The sequence below is a fragment of the Prevotella marseillensis genome (assembly GCF_900625065.1).
Classification (GTDB): Bacteria; Bacteroidota; Bacteroidia; order Bacteroidales; family Bacteroidaceae; genus Prevotella; species Prevotella rara.
In genome coordinates this window covers 672,374-691,531 of record NZ_UYXY01000001.1, presented here as the reverse complement: position 1 = coordinate 691,531, position 19,158 = coordinate 672,374, and the positions used below count along the sequence as shown (strand labels likewise).

General features: G+C 44.5%; 15 protein-coding genes. 6 read left to right on the top strand and 9 right to left on the bottom strand.

Annotation, left to right across the window (positions count from 1 at the left end):
* Positions 1-2: 2 nt before the first annotated feature.
* The 5 genes from EJL04_RS02965 to radA form a co-directional block, all read right to left on the bottom strand.
* A complete protein-coding gene (locus EJL04_RS02965; RefSeq protein WP_021854184.1) occupies positions 3-1,571 on the bottom strand; it encodes an NADH-quinone oxidoreductase subunit D in 1,569 nt (522 codons plus the stop codon).
* 14 nt (positions 1,572-1,585) lie between these two features.
* Complete coding sequence (locus EJL04_RS02960; protein ID WP_021854185.1) at positions 1,586-2,251, bottom strand: NADH-quinone oxidoreductase subunit B; 666 nt, start codon at positions 2,249-2,251, stop codon at positions 1,586-1,588.
* Positions 2,242-2,592, bottom strand: a complete 351-nt coding sequence (locus tag EJL04_RS02955; RefSeq protein ID WP_021854186.1) for an NADH-quinone oxidoreductase subunit A — start codon at positions 2,590-2,592, stop codon at positions 2,242-2,244. Before EJL04_RS02955 ends, EJL04_RS02960 begins: the two co-directional genes overlap by 10 nt.
* A 132-nt stretch (positions 2,593-2,724) precedes the next feature.
* Positions 2,725-3,564, bottom strand: coding sequence for an ATPase (locus EJL04_RS02950; protein ID WP_125104017.1), 840 nt, complete (start codon positions 3,562-3,564; stop codon positions 2,725-2,727).
* Positions 3,565-4,357: 793 nt separating this feature from the next.
* A complete protein-coding gene (gene radA, locus EJL04_RS02945) occupies positions 4,358-5,749 on the bottom strand; it encodes a DNA repair protein RadA (protein ID WP_125104016.1) in 1,392 nt (463 codons plus the stop codon).
* A gap of 273 nt (positions 5,750-6,022) precedes the next feature.
* On the opposite strand from radA, the gene EJL04_RS02940 reads away from it, so the two are divergent.
* Together EJL04_RS02940 and EJL04_RS02935 are read left to right on the top strand one after the other, a co-directional pair.
* Positions 6,023-6,946 (top strand): ABC transporter substrate-binding protein, encoded by a 924-nt coding sequence (locus EJL04_RS02940; RefSeq protein WP_125104015.1) that lies wholly within the window; start codon positions 6,023-6,025, stop codon positions 6,944-6,946.
* A gap of 6 nt (positions 6,947-6,952) precedes the next feature.
* Positions 6,953-9,127, top strand: a complete 2,175-nt coding sequence (locus EJL04_RS02935) for a tetratricopeptide repeat protein (RefSeq protein WP_125104014.1) — start codon at positions 6,953-6,955, stop codon at positions 9,125-9,127.
* 195 nt (positions 9,128-9,322) lie between these two features.
* Here the strand turns inward: EJL04_RS02935 and cls are convergent, their stop codons facing one another.
* From cls to kdsA, 3 genes are read right to left on the bottom strand one after another with little or no spacing between them, the layout of a single operon-like run.
* Positions 9,323-10,582 (bottom strand): cardiolipin synthase, encoded by a 1,260-nt coding sequence (gene cls / locus EJL04_RS02930; protein ID WP_125104013.1) that lies wholly within the window; start codon positions 10,580-10,582, stop codon positions 9,323-9,325.
* Between the two features lie 45 nt (positions 10,583-10,627).
* Positions 10,628-11,599: a KpsF/GutQ family sugar-phosphate isomerase gene (locus EJL04_RS02925; protein WP_021854192.1), complete on the bottom strand. Its 972-nt coding sequence runs from the start codon at positions 11,597-11,599 to the stop codon at positions 10,628-10,630.
* A gap of 12 nt (positions 11,600-11,611) precedes the next feature.
* A complete protein-coding gene (gene kdsA, locus EJL04_RS02920) occupies positions 11,612-12,367 on the bottom strand; it encodes a 3-deoxy-8-phosphooctulonate synthase (protein ID WP_125104012.1) in 756 nt (251 codons plus the stop codon).
* 222 nt (positions 12,368-12,589) lie between these two features.
* Here kdsA and EJL04_RS02915 point away from each other — a divergent pair, with 222 nt between their 5' ends.
* Positions 12,590-13,126, top strand: coding sequence for an outer membrane beta-barrel protein (locus tag EJL04_RS02915; protein WP_053398480.1), 537 nt, complete (start codon positions 12,590-12,592; stop codon positions 13,124-13,126).
* Between the two features lie 172 nt (positions 13,127-13,298).
* Here EJL04_RS02915 and queC read toward each other — a convergent pair whose 3' ends face one another.
* Complete coding sequence (gene queC / locus EJL04_RS02910) at positions 13,299-13,967, bottom strand: 7-cyano-7-deazaguanine synthase QueC (RefSeq protein WP_053398489.1); 669 nt, start codon at positions 13,965-13,967, stop codon at positions 13,299-13,301.
* A 478-nt stretch (positions 13,968-14,445) separates the two neighbouring features.
* On the opposite strand from queC, the gene EJL04_RS16305 reads away from it, so the two are divergent.
* The 3 genes from EJL04_RS16305 to EJL04_RS02900 all read left to right on the top strand — a co-directional run bounded on the left by EJL04_RS16305 (position 14,446) and on the right by EJL04_RS02900 (position 18,625).
* Positions 14,446-14,583 carry a hypothetical protein gene (locus EJL04_RS16305; protein WP_164511718.1) on the top strand — a complete coding sequence of 46 codons (138 nt, stop codon included), beginning with the start codon at positions 14,446-14,448 and terminating at the stop codon, positions 14,581-14,583.
* A 43-nt stretch (positions 14,584-14,626) separates the two neighbouring features.
* On the top strand, positions 14,627-16,696 hold the full coding sequence (locus tag EJL04_RS02905; RefSeq protein ID WP_125104011.1) for a fimbrillin family protein: 2,070 nt from the start codon (positions 14,627-14,629) through the stop codon (positions 16,694-16,696).
* A 681-nt stretch (positions 16,697-17,377) separates the two neighbouring features.
* On the top strand, positions 17,378-18,625 hold the full coding sequence (locus EJL04_RS02900) for a phosphoglycerate kinase (protein ID WP_021853612.1): 1,248 nt from the start codon (positions 17,378-17,380) through the stop codon (positions 18,623-18,625).
* Positions 18,626-19,158 lie beyond the last annotated feature (533 nt).

Below are 19,158 nucleotides of genomic sequence, written 5' to 3'. Positions count from 1 at the left end.
GATTATCTGTCAATATCAGGGATGACGTAGTCGAGAGTTGCACCGATTGATATAAGGTCGGCAATCTTCTCACCGCGGCAAATCTCATCCATGGCTGAAACCAACGGCAAACCCATAGGACGGAACTTGAGTCGGCAAGGATTCTTGCCGCCGTCGCTTCTGAGATAAACACCAATTTCGCCACGGCTGCCCTCACAACTTGTGTACCATTCGCCTTCAGGAACTTTTATAATAGGCTTCTGCTTGATATAGAAGTCGCCTTCAGGAATGTTGTCGATAAGCTGTTCGAGAATGCGCACGCTCTGCTCCATCTCGTCCATACGAACCATATAACGGTCAAAGCAGTCACCGTTGTTGTAAGTGATTTCATTGAAATCAACCTTGCCGTAGAGGTCGTAAGGATGATACTTTCTGACATCATTGTGCCATCCTGCAGCACGTCCGGTACCTCCGGTACATCCATAAGATATAGCATCCTCCTTAGAGAGCACGCCAACACCCTTGAAACGGTTCTGCAGAATAACGTTGCCTGTAAAGAGGTCGTGATATTCCTTGAACATCGGCTTGATGTACTCACAGAGTTTCTTAACGTTCTTGACAAAATTCGGGTCGATGTCGGCCTGGCATCCGCCAATACGATAATAGTTCTGAATGAGTCGTCCGCCGGTGGTCTCCTCCATAACGTTAAGCACCTGCTCGCGGTCGCGCATACCATAAATAAATGCAGTGAGCGCTCCGAGGTCCTGAGCACAACAGCTGTAGAACAGCAGGTGAGAGTCAAGACGCTGAAGCTCGTCCATTATGGTGCGGATATACTTAATACGGTCAGAAAGTTCAATGCCCATACCTTCTTCGATAACCGACACAAGCGCATGACGGTTCATCATGGCTGAAAGGTAATCAAGACGGTCGGTCAGAGCCAATGTCTGCGGATATGTATAGCTCTCGCACATCTTCTCTACTCCACGGTGGATATATCCGCAATGAGGATAAACCTTTCTGATAACCTCACCGTCGAGGATTGTCTGCAGACGCAGCACACCGTGAGTGGCAGGGTGCTGAGGACCTATGTTTATCACATAATCGTCTTCTGTGAAGAGCTTGTGCTTCGTCTCGCTCAGCGTGCCGTCTTCGTTAAGGTTATACTCAACGGTGTAGTCGGGCTCCGGATCATCCTCCAATGTATACTTGTTGTTTTCAGGACTCATGTCATAGTCCTTTCTGAAAGGATATCCATTGAAATCTGAACGAAGATACAAGCGGCGCATGTCCTTATGTCCGAGGAACTTTATTCCGTAGAAGTCGTAAACCTCACGTTCAAGCAGGTCGGCGCTCTTCCACAGATTGCTCACTGTTGGGATATAGGCGTTATCGCGGTCGGCATTAACAGCCTTTACGCTCATGCGCTGGTGTGTTTCGGTGTTTTCGAGGATGTAAACAGCTCCCAGTCCTTCTTCACCAAAATCTTCACCTACGATAGTAACGAGGAAGTCGAAATGCTTCTCATTCTTCAGTTTTGCCATCTCGCGGGCAAAATCCTTCAGTTCGAATACTTTATTTTCTAATTTCATTGCTTCCCTTTTAATTATTTAGAAACAGACGAATCAACATCGTTCAGCGCAGCCGATGCCTGCTTCAGTTTTTCTTCGTCAACATCATTACCGTCAACAATGATAGGCTTTTTCTCCTTGTGGTTCACTCCACCGAAGAACTTCTCTATCTTCACCTTTCTCTGAAGCTGCATCATGCCATACAGAATTGCCTCGGGGCGCGGAGGACAGCCCGGAACGTAAACGTCTACAGGCACAATCTCGTCGATTCCCCTCACAACATGATAGCTGCTCTTGAACGGTCCGCCTGATATAGCGCATCCGCCGACGGCAACAACATATTTCGGTTCTGCCATCTGGTCATAAAGGCGCTTGAACACAGGAGCCATTTTATGAGTAATCGTACCGGCACACATTATGAGGTCGGCCTGACGTGGAGAGTTACGTGTAACCTCGAAGCCAAAGCGCGCAAAGTCATAACGGGCGCAACCTACTGCCATAAACTCGATACCACAGCAACTTGTGGCAAAAGTCAATGACCACAAAGAATTTGAGCGTCCCCAGTTGATAGCTTCATCGAGAGAGCCTACAATGACGTTGACTCCGCCCTCATGAAGTTCCTGAATGGTTCTCTCAAGGGTCTCGTTATCCTTAAACTCTGCATAAGGAATACTCTTGATTACTGGTTTCTTTACTTCCATTCCAACGCTCCTTTCCGCCATGCATAAGCAAGGCCAAACACTAAGACTAACAAAAAGAATCCGATACTGACCATAGCCATCACGCCGAACTCCTTAACTACAACGGCCCACGGATAGAGGAATACTGTTTCCACGTCGAAGACCAAGAAAAGGATTGCGAACAGATAGTAGCCCACGTGCACAGGTATCCACGAAGAACCGTGAGTCGGTATACCGCACTCGAATGGCTCTCCCTTAACCTTGTTGTACGTACGCGGACCTATCAACTTAGCGATGACAAAAGCAGCCACTACCAAGAAAACAGCCGTTATCAAAACGGTAACTAACAAGATAAAATACATATATATTTTATTTAAAAAATGTAATTATATACAAACGCATGCAAAGGTACAATTTATTTTGCAAAGATTAATCATAAATACACATTTTTTATTTAGCCAAATAACTTTATCTTTACAAAAACATGCACCTTATCAACGAGAATGATATGCCACGAGTCCTTCCATCGGACTTTTAAGCACTTTTGCCACCTCAAAACCTTCCATACGCGCTGCCTCTGCCAGCTGACTGCCATAACAATATGCCATGCTGCCGACACAGCCTACGGCATAGCCGTCATGGCTATAGAGGGCAACGTTGCGTCTAAAGAAATTACGGAAATTGTCCACCACGAGCAGCCTTACTCTCTCATCGTCAAGATGCCTGTGAACATACAGCGACATGCTTGCCAGAAAGCGGTTTGGCAGAGGCTCGCGGTAAACCCTGTTTATTATATCCGCAAGCGTAAGTCCCGACTCGCTCAGATAGCCGTCGCGCACTGCATCAGAAACACCGCCCTTGAACATCGCGTTGACAAAGAGCTTGCCCAGCACAGCCCCGCTGCCTTCATCGCCAAGGATATAGCCTAGCGGCGGCACGTTGCCTGTGATGTTCTTACCGTCATACATACACGAGTTTGCCCCTGTACCCAATATGCAGGCAATGCCGGGTTCATCGGCAAACAGGGCACGCGCAGCACCGAGCATGTCGGTTTCTACATCCACCTTTACGGCACCCGGGAAACACTCTGACAATATGCCACGCATCATGGGCTTCATCTCCTCACGGCATCCTGCGCCATAAAAATAGACCTCGTCAATATCTCCGGCACACGTAATCTTTGAAACCACGTCGTCTGTTATTGTTTTAAGGATAACCGGCGGGGACTGCTGAAAGGGGTTGATGCCCTGCCCCGCCATGCGTTGGACGACACGGCTGCCGTCCATCACACACCAGTCTGTTTTTGTACTTCCGCTGTCAGCGATCAGTTTCATATTTTATAACATTATTTTTTGTTTAAAACATTTCGCAAAGATAAGTATTAAGTCTGAATAACTGCCGTATTTTCATAAAAAACTTTAAGCCCTGCACGGCATTTAACCTGATAAACGGCACATATCCATGCAAATGTGCAAGCATTAATGCTGCATTTGCATCTTGCGCCGACGGGCTTCAACTTACACGGCATTGCCGCAGCTGCATAATACTGACAATATTTAATCTGCTGAAACAAGAAACGGCAGGACACAAAAACGGCCTCACAGCGTTTAGCAGGATAATTCTCTTTTATATAAAAACGGCATACTGATGAACATGCTTCAGCTGTTGGAGGCATTGCACGACGGAAACCAAGAACAGAAAACTTTTTGACGGAAGGCACACCGAACGCAGTAAAAAGTTATTACAATATAAATTTGCGAAATAGAGAAATATATTACACTTTTACATGCAATAAATGACAAAAATATGCCCATATAACGCCAAAATCAGTGTTTTTCAGGGCAAAAACCAATGAATTTCAAGAACTAAACAAGCCAAACGGAGGGGCAAAAGCATACATTTTGCAACCTAAAAGGCCACCTTTTAGGCTGTAAAAGCATACCTTTTATAAATTAATGCAACACGGCTTTCCCTTGTATTTTATGTAACACGCTGTATATAAGCGTATTACATAAAAACATATTAAATAGTATATTTTCCGGCCAAGCAACGACTTTGCCGTCAGAATAGCCATTCTGGACGCGTTAAACGTCAGAAAAACAGAAAACTCTAAGGCGCCCAACGCGGCTATCCGAACAATGCTCTCAACGCTTCTTCAACCTTGCGCACGGGCACAATCTCTATGTTGCTCTTTGCCTTGTTAAGGCTCTGCATATTGTTTGCCGGAACTATTATATGCGTAAAGCCAAGCTTCTCGGCCTCAGCCACACGCTGTTCAATACGGCTAACAGGGCGCACCTCACCGCTCAGTCCCACTTCACCAGCCATACACCAGCCGCTCTCGATGGCCGTGTCGACATTGCTCGACAGCACGGCAGCAATAATACTAAGGTCCATCGCAAGATCAGTTACGCGCAGTCCGCCTGCTATGTTTATAAACACGTCTTTCTGCATCAGCTTAAAGCCCACTCTCTTTTCGAGTACGGCCAGAAGCATGTTGAGTCTTCGCTGATCGAAGCCCGTCGCACTGCGCTGCGGCGTTCCGTATGCTGCCGTCGACACGAGCGCCTGCGTCTCTACAAGAAACGGGCGCACGCCTTCAATGGCCGAGGATATGGCCACGCCGCTCAGTCCGTCGTGGTCTTGCGTAAGCAGCAGTTCCGACGGATTGCTCACGGGGCGCAGTCCGTCGTTGCGCATCTCATAAATGCCCAGCTCCGAAGTGCTTCCAAATCGGTTTTTTATTGAGCGCAGAATACGGTACATATAATGCTGGTCGCCCTCAAACTGTATCACCGTATCAACGATGTGTTCAAGAATCTTCGGTCCTGCCAGGCTTCCTTCCTTGTTGATGTGCCCGATAAGGAGAACAGGTATGCCGCTCGACTTGGCAAAGCGCAACAAGGCCGATGCGCACTCGCGCACCTGTGAGATGCTTCCGGCAGAGCTGTCAACGGTCTCGGTGCTTATTGTCTGTATAGAGTCAATGATAACTATCTCCGGCGCTATTTCCTTGATATGCCTGAATATGCTCTCGAGCGAGGTGTCGCAAAGAATCAGGCAACCGTCGTTGTCGCCATGCTCAATGCGGTCGGCACGCATCTTCAGCTGCTGGGCGCTTTCCTCACCGCTAACATACAGAATCTTACGTTCGGGCATCCGCAATATCGTCTGAAGCGTGAGCGTGCTCTTTCCTATACCAGGCTCTCCGCCAAGCAGCACTATCGAGCCAGGCACAAGCCCGCCGCCAAGCACTCTGTTCAGCTCGGCGTCGTGCATGTCCATGCGAGGCTCGTCTACAGCCGTTATCTCCGAAAGAGACACGGCGCGGCTCTCGCCGTTTCTTAATGTGCGCCTCACTGTAGCAGCGGCCGACGTGGCAGCCATTTGGCCTGCATCTGATGATATTCTGATTTCCTTAAACGTGTTCCACTGACCGCAGCTCGGACACTTGCCAATCCACTTTGCCGACTCCTGACCACAGTTGGAACATACATAAGCTATCTTGTCTTTAGCCATAACCTTTATATAATATAAAAACGTAAAGGGGGCACATGAAGGCCTTAAAAACGAAAAGTCACTAATCGCCGACATGTCAGGCAATAAACAGACATTCACCGCCCACTATCCTTTTCGATACAAAATTAGTGATTATTTTTTGAGTTACAAAATAAATCGCTAACTTTGCAACATCAATAAATACGGATGACTAATATCGCACATTAATAATAAAACCGGAAGGGCGGCCCGTGTATAAAAGCCGGGCTGCCCTTTTAATCTTTATAAAAAAATATGAAAGCCAAACATATTGTCATTTTCCTACTGTCAACCTTGATTCTTACAGCATGCGGACAATCGTATGAGGAAGCCAGGAAACAGTCAAAGGCCGAATATGAGAAAAGGAAAAAAGAAGACTCGCTGGCATTTAAAGTAGGAGTGCTGCCCACGCTCGACTGTCTCCCCATGTATGTTGCCAAGGAGCAATGCCTCTTCGACACGGCCAAGGCAGACATAAGGCTAAAGCAGTTTATGTCGCAGATTGACTGTGACGCAGCCCTGAAGGCGGAAAAGACTGAAGGCGGAATTACAGACCTGGTAAGAGGACAGCGCATGAAAGCCAAAGGCACCGGTCTCGACTACATCAGTGCCACCAACACTTACTGGCAGCTGATAAGCAACCGCAAGGCGCGTATCAGAAACATAAAGCAGCTTAACGACAAGATGATAGCCATGGCAAGATTTTCTGCCACGGCCCTGCTTGCCGACTATGCCACAGACAGCGTTAAACTAAAACCTGAAGAGGTGTTCAAGGTGCAGATTAACGACGTAGCGCTAAGGCTGCAGATGCTTCTCAACAACGAGATGGACGCAATGCTGCTGACAGAGCCGCAAGCAACGACGGCACGAATATATAAGAACGACGTGCTCATGGACAGCCGCGACAAGGACATGCGCCTGGGCGTGATAGCATTCAGAAGCAAGGCCATGACAGACAAGAGGAGAAAGCAGCAACTGCAGGAGTTTCTGAAAGGATACAATGCCGCATGCGACACCATAAATAAATATGGGCTGCAGCACTTTGCACCGATATTTGAAAAATATTACAAAATAGACAGCCGTACAATAAAGGCTCTGCCTAAAATCAAATTTGAGCATGCTACGCCTCCGAGGCAGAAAGACATCGACACAGCCGACAAATGGCTTAAAAAACAATAAAGACCTATGGACACGAAGGACATCAAACAGCTTGACAATATAATCAAAGAGCTCGGCAGAAAAAGACTGGGCTACTGCATTCATTCCACACGGTCGTTTGTAAGCGCACATCCATACATGATGTATGACGATGAACTTGAAAACATCGAGCGCGACTATAACCTGATGCTGGAATATATGAAGCGGGGCTTCAACGATCCGCAGCGCAAGGATATTTACAGCAAACTGCTGGCAAGGCTATACAATTTCGTTAGCAACCTGCGCATAGCGTATATGGCCCAGAACATATCTTTTTACACCGAAGCCACACGAAAGTCTGTCAATCAGTCTTTCTCCGAAGAGCGTATCAAGACAGCTCTCGAGACTTTTGTCACAGATGTTGCCATGCTAAGTCTTGAGCCTGAACCTGTAAGGACAGAAAAGAGCAAAGAGATTTACCGTCGCCACAACGATTTCATACAGGCCCTGTTCGGCTATATCATAGTTTCAAGACAATGGACCGACAACGAACGTGATTTCTTTGAAGGCATACTGCTGTCGCCTGCCACAGACATCATTGACGCGCAGCTGATTACAAGTGCGATAATGCTGGCCACAATGAACAACATGGACATAAACAAGTTTCATGTTCTGATCAACGTCTATAAAAAAACAACCGACAGCAAGCTGCGTCAGCGGGCACTGGTCGGATGGGTGTTTGCGCTTTCGGCTGGTCCGCGACTGCATCCACAGATGCGGGAGATGGTAGCTTCTGTACTTGAAGGCAACGGCGTGGCAAACGAGATAGCCGACCTGCAGAAGCAGATAATATTCTGCATGAACGCCGAACAGGACAACAACACCATTCAGCGCGACATAATGCCGGAGCTGATGAAGAACAACAACCTTAACATTACACGATTCGGCATTACCGAGAAAGAAGACGACCCGATGAACGACATCTTTGATCCAGGTGCGTCAGACCGTGCAATGGAGAAAATGGAAGAGAGTTTCCAAAAGATGATGAACATGCAGAAAGCAGGCTCAGACATCTATTTCGGAGGTTTCTCTCAGATGAAGCGTTTCCCGTTCTTCTATCATGCAGCCAACTGGTTCTGTCCTTTCTACCTTGAGCATCCGGAAATATCATCTACGGTTGACAAGCTGAAAGACACTCCGTTGCTGACAAACATTCTAAACAACGGCCCGTTCTGCGACAGCGACAAATATTCGTTCACGCTTGCCGTGGCATCTGTCATCAGTCATATACCGGCCAACATGCGCGAGATGTTCAACACGAAAGAGGCTCTCGGCCAGACAGTCAGCGATGAAGACCAAAGGCAACCGGCATATATACGACGCATGATTCTGCAGGATATGTATCGTTTCTTCCGTCTTTTCCATCAGCGTGGACAACTTGTAAACCCGTTCGACAAGTCGAACTCTATATTTGTTGCCGATGACCTTTTCAATGGAACAGAAATACAGAAGGTGCTCCCCGACCTGTGCTATTTCATGCTTAAGCACAAGAACAAGAATGCCCTGGAGCATCTGCTGCCTAAATACAACGACACGAACGACTCTAAATGCATGCTGATTCACGGCATCTATGAGCTTAATTATTGCGGCAATCCTAAATCTGCAGCAGAATATCTCGAAAAGTCTCTGGAACTTCAGCCTGACAACCGGCGTGCCAAGTCGATGCTCGCACGTGCCTGCTTTGAAGCAGAAAACTATGATGATGCGGCTAAATGGTACGAGGTTCTGTATAACGAGAACCCACAAAGCCAGGCAAACGCACTTAACTATTGTGTTGCATTGTCAAAAGCCGAAAGATACTCTGAGGCTACCAACTTGCTGTTTAAGCTCGACATAGAGTATCCCGACTCTATTCCGGTAACAAGAGTTCTTGCATGGAACCTTATGGGACTTGACAAACTTCAACAGGCAGAAAAGGCATACAGGCGCATACTGAAGAGCAACGACACAGAAAATGGCGACTGGCTAAACGCCGGATACTGCCAATGGCTTCTCGGGAACATAAGCGAAGCCGTAGAGATGTTTAAGAAGTTCATGTCTTGCCAAAGTAAGGATACTTCAACAACCTTATACGACGAGTTGGCAAAAGACAGAAAATTTCTGATTTCACACGGAATTGATGAAATTGACATCTTGCTGATGACAGACCTGATAAAGGAATAAAGGGAATTATCTGTTTTCCTTGTAATTACAAAATTGTCGCGCAAACTATAAAAAAAAATCTTATAATTTGCGCGACATCTTTATTTATTAATCTATAGCCACACACATGTTAACGGCAATAGTCAGAACATTGTGGTCTTTGACTAAATGGCAGACCGAGCCAAAACAAATTAACATCTGCCGGCAAACGCCCTATTACAAGAACGGAGTGAGCAGACTAGCGAACCATCCGACAAACTTCTGCCACGGAGTTCGCCATTCATCCCATGTCTCTTCTGTCAGCTTAAACGATTCGGCTTTGTCCCTTTCAAACATATCGTTAAGCTCTTTTGTCGTACACGGATCTATGATTACAGCATTTTCTTCATAGTCAAAGTTAAGACTTCTGGCATTCAAATTAGCACTGCCGACTGTGCAGAAACGTCCGTCTACCATTATGATCTTCGTATGATGAAAGCCTTTCTTATATATCCATACATCCACACCATGCTGCATAAGATTATGCACGTTATAAAAGACACAGTCAGGAGTAAGCGGAATATCACTATGGGCAGAAACCATAATCTCTACCTTTACGCCTCGCTTGACGGCATTGCGCAAGGCCCGTTTCAGTGTATTGTTAAGAGTAAGATAAGGATTTACCAGTTTTATGCTGTCCTTGGCCTCATTGATGGCATCAGTATAGAACTTGCGTATAATCTTATTCGTCACACGCGGTTCACGGTTTATAATGCCTACCATCTTCTTTCCTGCCGTACAACATGTATCTGGCTTCAGTCCTGTGATATAGTCGGCACCATGATAACCACGATAATATTTTGCACCATACACATTCTGCCCTGTCACTTTATTCCACATACGTAGGAATATCTTCTGCAGGGTGTTCACTTCATCCCCTTCAATACGGCAATGCATGTCGCGCCATTCGCCAACGACCTCTGTTCCGTTGATATAATAGTCGGCCACATTCATTCCGCCCGTGTATGCTATCTTACCGTCTATTACGACAATTTTACGGTGGTCACGATGGAACACATGATTCACCCAGGGAAAGTTTACCGGATCAAACTCATATATTTCAATCCCCACAGAACGCATCTGCTTAAGGTGCTTACGCTTCAACGGGCGGTTGTTTGAATCATTACCGAAACCGTCGAATAAGGCTCTCACCTCAACACCTTCTTTCGCCTTTTGCGCCAAAAGACGAAACAGCAAAGATGCTATTGAGTCATTACGGAAATTAAAATATTCAAGATGTACGCTGCTCCGTGCCTGTCGTATGGCCTGAAACATATCGTCGAACTTCTCCTGTCCGCTCATCAAAAGTGTAACGGAATTGTTATGAGAGAATGTTATGCCCTCATTGCGCAAATTCTCAACAATTAACGAGTCAGAAGTCTGTGCACAGACGTTACACGTAAAAAATAATAATACTGAAAAAATACAAATCTTCATACCTTATAAAAACAGCGCCTGCCCCAAAGCAGGCGCTATACATTATCACAACATACAGCGATAATGGTCAACGACTCCTAAAAGCCGATTGTTGTCGTCAACCACCAGCACCGAATGTATCTTATACTTGTTCATTATATTCTGAATGTCACTAATCTTAGTCTGCGGCGAAACTACCTTCGGTGTACGCGTCATAATATCACTGACAGTGCGGTCAAAGAATTCCGCCTGCCATTTTTCCATAGCCCTACGGATATCGCCATCTGTTATCAGACCGACAATTTTGTCGTCTACGACAGCCACAGCCAGACCAAGTTTGCATTTGCTCACATGGATTATAGCTTCACCAAGATGCATCGTCGGCGGAACGACAGGCATATCATCTGTACGCATAACATCGTATGCCGTTGTCAAAAGACGCTTTCCAAGTTCGCCTCCGGGATGGAACTGAGCAAAATCTCTTGGCTTGAAATCCCGTACACGCATAAGGGCAACAGCCAAAGCATCGCCCATAACAAGAGTAGCTGTCGTGCTGCTCGTTGGTGCAAGATTAAGCGGACATGCCTCTTTCTCTACCTGCACATGAAGATGCACCGTGCTATATTTAGCCAACAACGAACCGGGATTTCCGCTCATGCCAATAATAGGAATGTTCATGTGAAGCACCATCGGGATAAAGCGCAATAGTTCATCCGTCTGTCCGGAGTAGCTTATGGCCAAGACGACATCATCCTTTGTCATAACTCCGAGGTCGCCATGATAGACATCCAGCGGATTAATGAAGAATGACGGTGTTCCGGTACTTGACAATGTTGCAGCTATTTTGGCACCAATATGCCCGCTCTTACCAACTCCAGTAACTATCACTTTGCCATGGCATCCATACATCAAGGCAACGGCCTTATCGAAGTTATCATCCAATTGCGGAAGCAGTTCCATTACGGCCTGAGCCTCATCCTTTATACACTGGACGGCATACTCTCTTACATGAGTCAATCTTTCGTTAGCGACCATCATAAAATAAATACTTTATTTACAAATACTTTCAATAACTTTTTCCAAATCGTCAATACATAACATGTTTGGACCATCGCTCAATGCTTTATCAGGATCAGGATGTACTTCAAAAAAGTATCCGGTTGCACCAAAAGCCTTGGCAGCAAGAGCCATTGACGGCACGAAACGTCTGTCGCCAGAAGTCTTGCCTCCTCCACCGCCTGGTCTCTGCACGCTGTGCGTACAATCCATTATGACAGTGGGAACGATGTCGAGCATATCGGAAATATTCCTAAAATCCACCACAAGATTATTATAGCCATACATATTGCCACGTTCGGTAAGCCATACATCTACTGCACCTGCATCCTTTGCTTTCTCCACAGGATAAACCATATCCTTTCCGCTTAAGAATTGCGCTTTTTTGATGTTGACAATGCGTCCTGTCTTGGCCGCAGCAACAAGCAGATCAGTCTGCCGGCAAAGGAATGCCGGTATCTGAATAACGTCAGCCACCTCTCCAACTGACTTAGCCTGCCAGCTCTCATGTATGTCTGTCAATATCCTCAAGCCATACCGTTCTTTTATGTCTGACAGCATCTGCAGTCCGCGGTCGATACCGGGACCACGGAAAGAACGGATTGAAGTACGGTTCGCCTTATCAAAAGACGACTTGAAAATAATATCAGTGTTAAACTTCTTGTTTATACGCACAAGACACTCTGCCACACGATTTAATAAATCCTGCGACTCTATAACACATGGGCCTGCTATGAAAACTCGCTGCATCTTAAAAGTTTCACATATTGATTAAGATTTGCAAAGATAAATAATTTGTCCGTTTATTCCAAATATTTAACACATATTGCCAAAACACACAAAAAAAGGGATGAAACATTTGCTAATGTTAAATTAAATATCCATCTTTGCAATCACATGCATGCTGTTTTGGTAAACGGCCTGCATAAAAACAATAGTTAATTAACCATTAAAGAAAAGAAAGGATTTAGTATGAAGAAATTTTTCATGACTTTAGCTGTCGTTATGATTGCAGTATGCGCTAACGCACAGGTTTATTTAGGTGGCAATGTTGGTATTGCAAGTGTTGATTACGGCGGCGACGACGATGAAACAATCTATAGCCTGCTTCCTGAAATTGGATATAAGTTCAACGACAACTGGGCTGCCGGTGTTATGTTCGGATGGTCTAAGGCTGGACTCCAGATTGACAATGGCGAGTTTGCTACATCAGAGCGCCTTACTACTCACACATTTGAAATCAGCCCCTATGCACGTTATACATTCCTGCACAGCAAACTTATCAACGTATTCTGCGAAGGTGGTTTCGGATACAAGCACTACAACGGAGCTGACGACGTATTGTCTATAGGATTGAAACCGGGCGTAGAGCTCAAGGTTGATAAATTTAGCCTTGTTGCACGTGTTGGCTTCATCGGATATACAAAGAACGACAACACTGACGTAAGTGCCTGGGGTATGGACTTCGACGGAAACAATATTTCATTAGGTGTATATTATAACTTCTAAGTTTCTAATAATAATACAAAATAAAAACAGGTTGTGTCTTACTTGACGCAACCTGTTTTTTATATCTGCAAAAATTAATATCCAAAGTGCAAATCCAGACACTCCTATCTGGCAAAGCCAACATGATTTATACGAACCTACAGCCTGTATAAACCTATTATAATAAGTAAAATCAATAATACTGATGCCAACCTTCATATATGGTAGGATCATCTATCCCGGCATCACGCAAAGCTTCTTTACGTTCAACACAGGTACCGCACTTGCCACAATGCTTCTCTCCGCCCTTATAGCAGCTCCATGTCTCTGCATAGTTTATGCCTAAAGCCTTTCCCCTGCGTGCAATATCCGTCTTGGTTATATCGGTATATGGAGCCATGACCTCAATGCCCGGATAAGTTCCAAGTCTTGTGGCGTCGCTCATCGCCTTGATAAAGTCAGCACGGCAGTCAGGATAAATGGCATGGTCGCCTCCATGATTTGCAATCAACACATATTTAAGTCCGTTGCTCTCCGCTATACCGGCAGCAATAGAAAGCATAATGCCGTTTCGGAACGGCACCACCGTAGACTTCATGTTTTCTGCCTCATAATGGCCTTCGGGTATAGCCTCCGCTCCCTCAAGCAGCGAACTTTTAAAATACTTGCCCATGAAATCCAGGTCAATAACAATGTGCTTTATTCCTAATCTTTCACAATGCAACTTTGCAAATGCGATTTCACGCTTATTATGGTTGCTGCCATAATCGAAAGAAATACCCAAAGCTATCCGCTCCCTCATTTCATACAGCAGCGTAACGCTGTCCATTCCACCGCTCACGATAATAATAGAATCTTTCATATCGTCTATATTTTTTATATTATAATTATCAAAATAAGTACAAGACACACAACGTGCCAACTAAACACGCCGGCAAACCAACGTAAACTACATTCTTGCGTTTTTCTATTTATGGCGTAAAATTAATAATAAAAAATGTAAATCTGATATATTTCAGCTATAAATTTACACATAAAGTTAATTCTGTTTATACATTACTATTACTATGCATTGCCACTATCATACACTAAAAGCCGTTTCCGTAAGCATGCCAAGTCTACTTGTTAAAAAGTTTCATCAAATTTACAAAAAATAACACTAAATATAGCAGACATAGCAAAAAACCTCATACCTTTGTTTTACCGCAGACGAATAACATCATATTATTAAAACCGCAATAAGATTAACGATTAAAAAGCAAAACGCATAAAGTCATTACAATATACAATATGATTTTTACCTGAATAAGCCTATAACAATAATTTAAAATTATAAAATTATGAAAACTAAAGAAGAAAATTACGAATCACCATCATGCAAAACCATCGAAATTGAAGCAGAACAGATTATCTGTGGAAGCGAAGACGGTGAAACGGCCACACACGAAGGCTTTGAAGAAGAAGAATATGAATGGTAAGTATATTTCAGACAAGAAATTAAAGACATAAACTTAGACAAAAATGACAAGCAACACTAATATGATCAGCATTCTGTGTTTTGCAGCAATGCTGACTGCATTTGTGTCGTGTACCGAAGACGAAAAGGACGACACACAATCCGGCAAAAAAGTTTTTACAAGTTTTGTTGCGGGCTCAGGCAGCATAACCCGCACTCAGCTCACTGAAGGCAACAGCGTTGAATGGGAAACAGGTGATGAAATTTCATTATTCGACCCGTCTGACAACAACCGCTTCAACACATCACAAAGCGGACCATCTGTTACGTTTACCGGTATGGCAGACGAAACGAGTTCAACGTATTACGCTCTGTATCCTTATGATGCGAAGGCTACAATTTCAGGCACAACAATAACTACATCGCTTAATGCCACTCAGACATCAAGAACAGGGAGTTTTGCCAAAGGCCTCAATCCGTCAGTAGCAACAACCACCAACAGGGAACTGGTATTCAAGAACACATGCGCCGTGGTGAAGTTCACACTGAACAGCGGCAACAATGTGGTGAAAAAGGCTATTTTCAGAGGCAATGGCGGAGAACCCTTAGCCGGCACCATTGTAATAGATGCAGCATCAAACGATCCTTCGGCTTCAGTACAGGCAGAGGGAGCAACTTCTGAAGTGACGCTTACAGGCAACTTCACTTCAGGCAGTACATACTATCTCGTTGTAGCACCGGGCACGCTAAGCAACGGACTGACTCTGACATTATATGACGAAAACGGCAATGGCTACATGCGTTCAGGCAAGAAAGAAACAAATCTTACTGCCGGACACATACTTGATTTAGGTACGATAAATTCCGAAACATTTGCTTCATACTCTAAAACGGACGGCACATACCACATATTCAACGCCGCCGGTCTGGAGGAATGGGCAAAACAAGAAGACTGCCTTACAAGCAACGTTGTCATAGAAAACGACATTGACATGTCCGGTATAAGCTGGACACCAGTCGGCACAAATATGCAAAACGGATATTCAGGCGACTTCAACGGGAACAACAAAACTATCAACGGATTAAGCATAAAGAGCGAAGCCTCAAACATAGGGTTCTTCAGCGGACTGGCCTCCAATGCCAAAGTGCATGACATCAAATTTACAAATGCATCGGTAGAAGGAAACCTATCTTCATCGTATGCCGGCGTTGTTGCAGGTGCAAGCTTCGGCATAATCAACAATTGCGACATAAGCAAAGCTACGGTAACAGGATATTGCGCGGGGGCGATAACGGGCAACAACAGCGTGCAGGTTAACAACTGCGACGTATCAGACGCAACCGTCAGTGCAAATAACATCGCCGGAGGCATTGCCGCTTTAAATTACGGTAAAATTGAATACTGCACAGTATCTGGCAGTTCTACAATTACAGCTGGCGGTACCAGCTCACGTGCAGGAGGCATCGTAGGCTCAACATCGCAAGAAAGCGGAATCGAGACAAGCGGCAGACTATTGAAATGTGCAGTAGACGGCGCAACCATATCAGGCGTATTGGCCGGAGGCATTGCCGGAGAAAACAGTTTCGGAATTGTAGCCCAATGCGTGGTAAACCGTTTAAATATAACATCAAGCACATCAAAAGAAAGTGTGCGTCTTGGCGGCATTGTTGGCTATAACACACGTGGAGATGTCGTAGCCAGCTACTCCGCCTACTCAACCATTGGAGACGCATCTTTACAGGCAGAAGCCATGGGAGGAATTGTCGGTTATAGCTACAACAGTTCTGCCTATGTTTATGGTTGCTATTCAACCCATGTAGGATTTTACGGCAGTGTCAGCGGTGAAGAATCAGGCATAGGCTCTATCGCAGGATATACAAGCGGACATGTCACATCTTGCTATGCAGTGCTGCCTGACGGCATTACAGCCATAAAGCTTGTCGGCAAATCCACACCAAATACTCTTGACCATTGCGTTGAAGCCGGAGGTAACAATTACGAAACACTAATCAATAGCGTAAATGACCTTAAGGCAGCAGACGGCTCTACATGGAAAGCTGAAAACATATGGAAACTGACAGCAGGAACAACTCCTGCAATTGAATCAGACTATATAGGAGAAAGCGCCAACTAAGCGTTGTCGTAAAACTGTAAGCAGCAGAACATCCCCATCAAATATCTTATTCATAAAGAGATGATGGGGATGTTTTTTATCCCAAATCAGTCACTAGGATTCGGTCTGTATTTTTGCTTTATATTGAGCGGATTTTCATTAGATTTTTCGCTGGCACAGTGGACTATGTCAAAAAAATATGACAAAAAGACGCCAATAGAAACAAAAAGACAGGCAGAAAGCATCAATACACAAAATTGATAAAGTAATATGCGGTCTAATTTCCGATTTAGCTTTATGCCTTCAGATAAAGCTTTCTAATCAGGAACTATCAGACATGGCTGAAAGTTACATAGCTTGCAGAAAGATGGAACGCTCATAATTGCCTTTGAAATTCCAGTATTCAGCATAACGGCATGTACGCATTAAGACCGCTGCACACCAAAAATTCAAAGGTGCAGAAATACTATATCACATAGGAATAAGAAAAATCAGCAGACTGTTAACACCAGAGTTTTGCAATAACGGCAAAGAAATATTTAATGCCCGATTGCTAAGCAGAGGTTACATTCAGATTAACATCATGTCAAAAATTTTAAAATAATCATTTACACTTAATTGTATATCAATTAAAATTGCTAACTTTGCGTGCAAAATAAAAACTGACAGTTTATAACTTATATAAAATAAATAGAAACTAATATGAAAATCGATCAATTCAATTTTGCCGGTAAGAAGGCTATTGTCCGTGTTGACTTCAATGTGCCATTGGATGAAAATGGTAACGTTACAGACGACACACGTATCCGTGGTGCCCTGCCTACACTGAAGAAAATTCTTGCAGACGGTGGTAGCGTTATTATGATGAGCCACATGGGCAAGCCAAAAGGTAAGGTTAACCCTAAAATGTCACTCAGCCAGATTGTTAAGAACGTTTCTGAGCACCTGGGCGTTGAAGTGAAATTTGCCCCTGACTGCGCAAATGCAAGTGCTGAAGCTTCTGCCCTGAAACCAGGAGAGGCACTTCTGCTCGAGAATCTGCGTTTCTATCCTGAAGAAGAGGGAAAACCCGTAGGAATAGACAAAGAAGACCCTGCATACGATGCTGCAAAGAAAGAAATGAAAGAGCGTCAGAAAGAATTTGCAAAGAAACTTGCTTCTTACGCTGACTGCTACGTAATGGACGCATTCGGTACAGCTCACCGCAAGCACGCATCAACAGCTGTTATCGACGAATACTTTGACGGCGACCACAAGATGCTTGGATATTTGATGGAAAAAGAAGTTAACGCCGTTGACAATGTTCTCAGCAACATCAAGCGTCCGTTCACTGCCATCATGGGTGGTTCTAAGGTATCTACAAAGATTGGTATCATCGAGAACCTGCTCGGAAAAGTTGACAACCTGATTCTGTGCGGCGGTATGACATATACATTCGCAAAGGCTCAAGGCGGTAAGATTGGTAACTCTATCTGCGAGAACGACAAGCTGGACGTTGCTCTTGATGTTATCAAGAAGGCAAAAGAGAACAACGTTAACTTGGTTCTGGGTACAGACTGCGTTGCTGCTGACGACTTCTCTAACGATGCAAACACACAGGTTTGCATGTCTGACAACATTCCCGAAGGCTGGGAAGGCATGGACGCAGGTCCTGAGACACGCAAGGCATTTGCTGATGCAATCAAAGACGCCAAGACAATTCTGTGGAACGGTCCTGCCGGTGTATTTGAGTTTGAGAAATTCACTGACGGTTCAAGAGCAATTGCTGAGGCTATAGCAGAAGCTACATCTAAGGGAGCATTCTCTCTCATCGGCGGTGGCGACTCTGTTGCTTGTATCAACAAGTTCGGTATGGCAGACAAAGTGTCATACATCTCTACCGGTGGTGGTGCTCTGCTCGAAGCTATCGAAGGAAAAGTTCTTCCCGGTGTTGCTGCTATCAACGAATAATATATTCTTAAACAGCATAAACAAAGGCGTCTGTAATTACTACAGATGCCTTTTTATTTTTATTATATCCACAAAGCATTTTTCTTAGCGCCTATACATAAAATTGTTGCTTGGAAAAATATGCGTATCAAATATAAAGTATTGACAACCAATAACAGTTATAAGTTTAACAGAAGTCAACTTTAATCAGGGAAAGGACTCTTTGAAGTCAACCAAATTTTGGAAAAGACAATGCAATAACTGTAAAAAGTTTTTAAGAAACTCATCACTCGTCACATCATCAGATAACCGCCTGTGATCCAAACATTTGCGATGTGACGAGTTAAGATTTCAACTCATCACATATGGCTTGCATGGTATTTGCGTGATGAGTTCAAAACGCAACTCATCACGCTGTAATACTTTGACATACAATATGTTAAGCGTAAATGTGACGAGTGACGAGTTTCTTAAAAACTTTATTTAGCATTATATGCCATAGATATCTATGGCATCCGCAAAAGGTGTGCTTTTGTGATGTAAAAAGCCGTATT

Coding starts and splice junctions, on each gene's coding strand:
- radA (WP_125104016.1), bottom strand. CDS start 5,749: ATGGCTAAAGACAAGATAGCTTATGTATGTTCCAACTGTGGTCAGGAG.
- EJL04_RS02955 (WP_021854186.1), bottom strand. CDS start 2,592: ATGTATTTTATCTTGTTAGTTACCGTTTTGATAACGGCTGTTTTCTTG.
- EJL04_RS02940 (WP_125104015.1), top strand. CDS start 6,023: ATGAAAGCCAAACATATTGTCATTTTCCTACTGTCAACCTTGATTCTT.
- queC (WP_053398489.1), bottom strand. CDS start 13,967: ATGAAAGATTCTATTATTATCGTGAGCGGTGGAATGGACAGCGTTACG.
- EJL04_RS02900 (WP_021853612.1), top strand. CDS start 17,378: ATGAAAATCGATCAATTCAATTTTGCCGGTAAGAAGGCTATTGTCCGT.
- EJL04_RS02935 (WP_125104014.1), top strand. CDS start 6,953: ATGGACACGAAGGACATCAAACAGCTTGACAATATAATCAAAGAGCTC.
- EJL04_RS02905 (WP_125104011.1), top strand. CDS start 14,627: ATGACAAGCAACACTAATATGATCAGCATTCTGTGTTTTGCAGCAATG.
- EJL04_RS02960 (WP_021854185.1), bottom strand. CDS start 2,251: ATGGAAGTAAAGAAACCAGTAATCAAGAGTATTCCTTATGCAGAGTTT.
- EJL04_RS16305 (WP_164511718.1), top strand. CDS start 14,446: ATGAAAACTAAAGAAGAAAATTACGAATCACCATCATGCAAAACCATC.
- EJL04_RS02950 (WP_125104017.1), bottom strand. CDS start 3,564: ATGAAACTGATCGCTGACAGCGGAAGTACAAAAACAGACTGGTGTGTG.
- EJL04_RS02925 (WP_021854192.1), bottom strand. CDS start 11,599: ATGATGGTCGCTAACGAAAGATTGACTCATGTAAGAGAGTATGCCGTC.
- kdsA (WP_125104012.1), bottom strand. CDS start 12,367: ATGCAGCGAGTTTTCATAGCAGGCCCATGTGTTATAGAGTCGCAGGAT.
- cls (WP_125104013.1), bottom strand. CDS start 10,582: ATGAAGATTTGTATTTTTTCAGTATTATTATTTTTTACGTGTAACGTC.
- EJL04_RS02965 (WP_021854184.1), bottom strand. CDS start 1,571: ATGAAATTAGAAAATAAAGTATTCGAACTGAAGGATTTTGCCCGCGAG.
- EJL04_RS02915 (WP_053398480.1), top strand. CDS start 12,590: ATGAAGAAATTTTTCATGACTTTAGCTGTCGTTATGATTGCAGTATGC.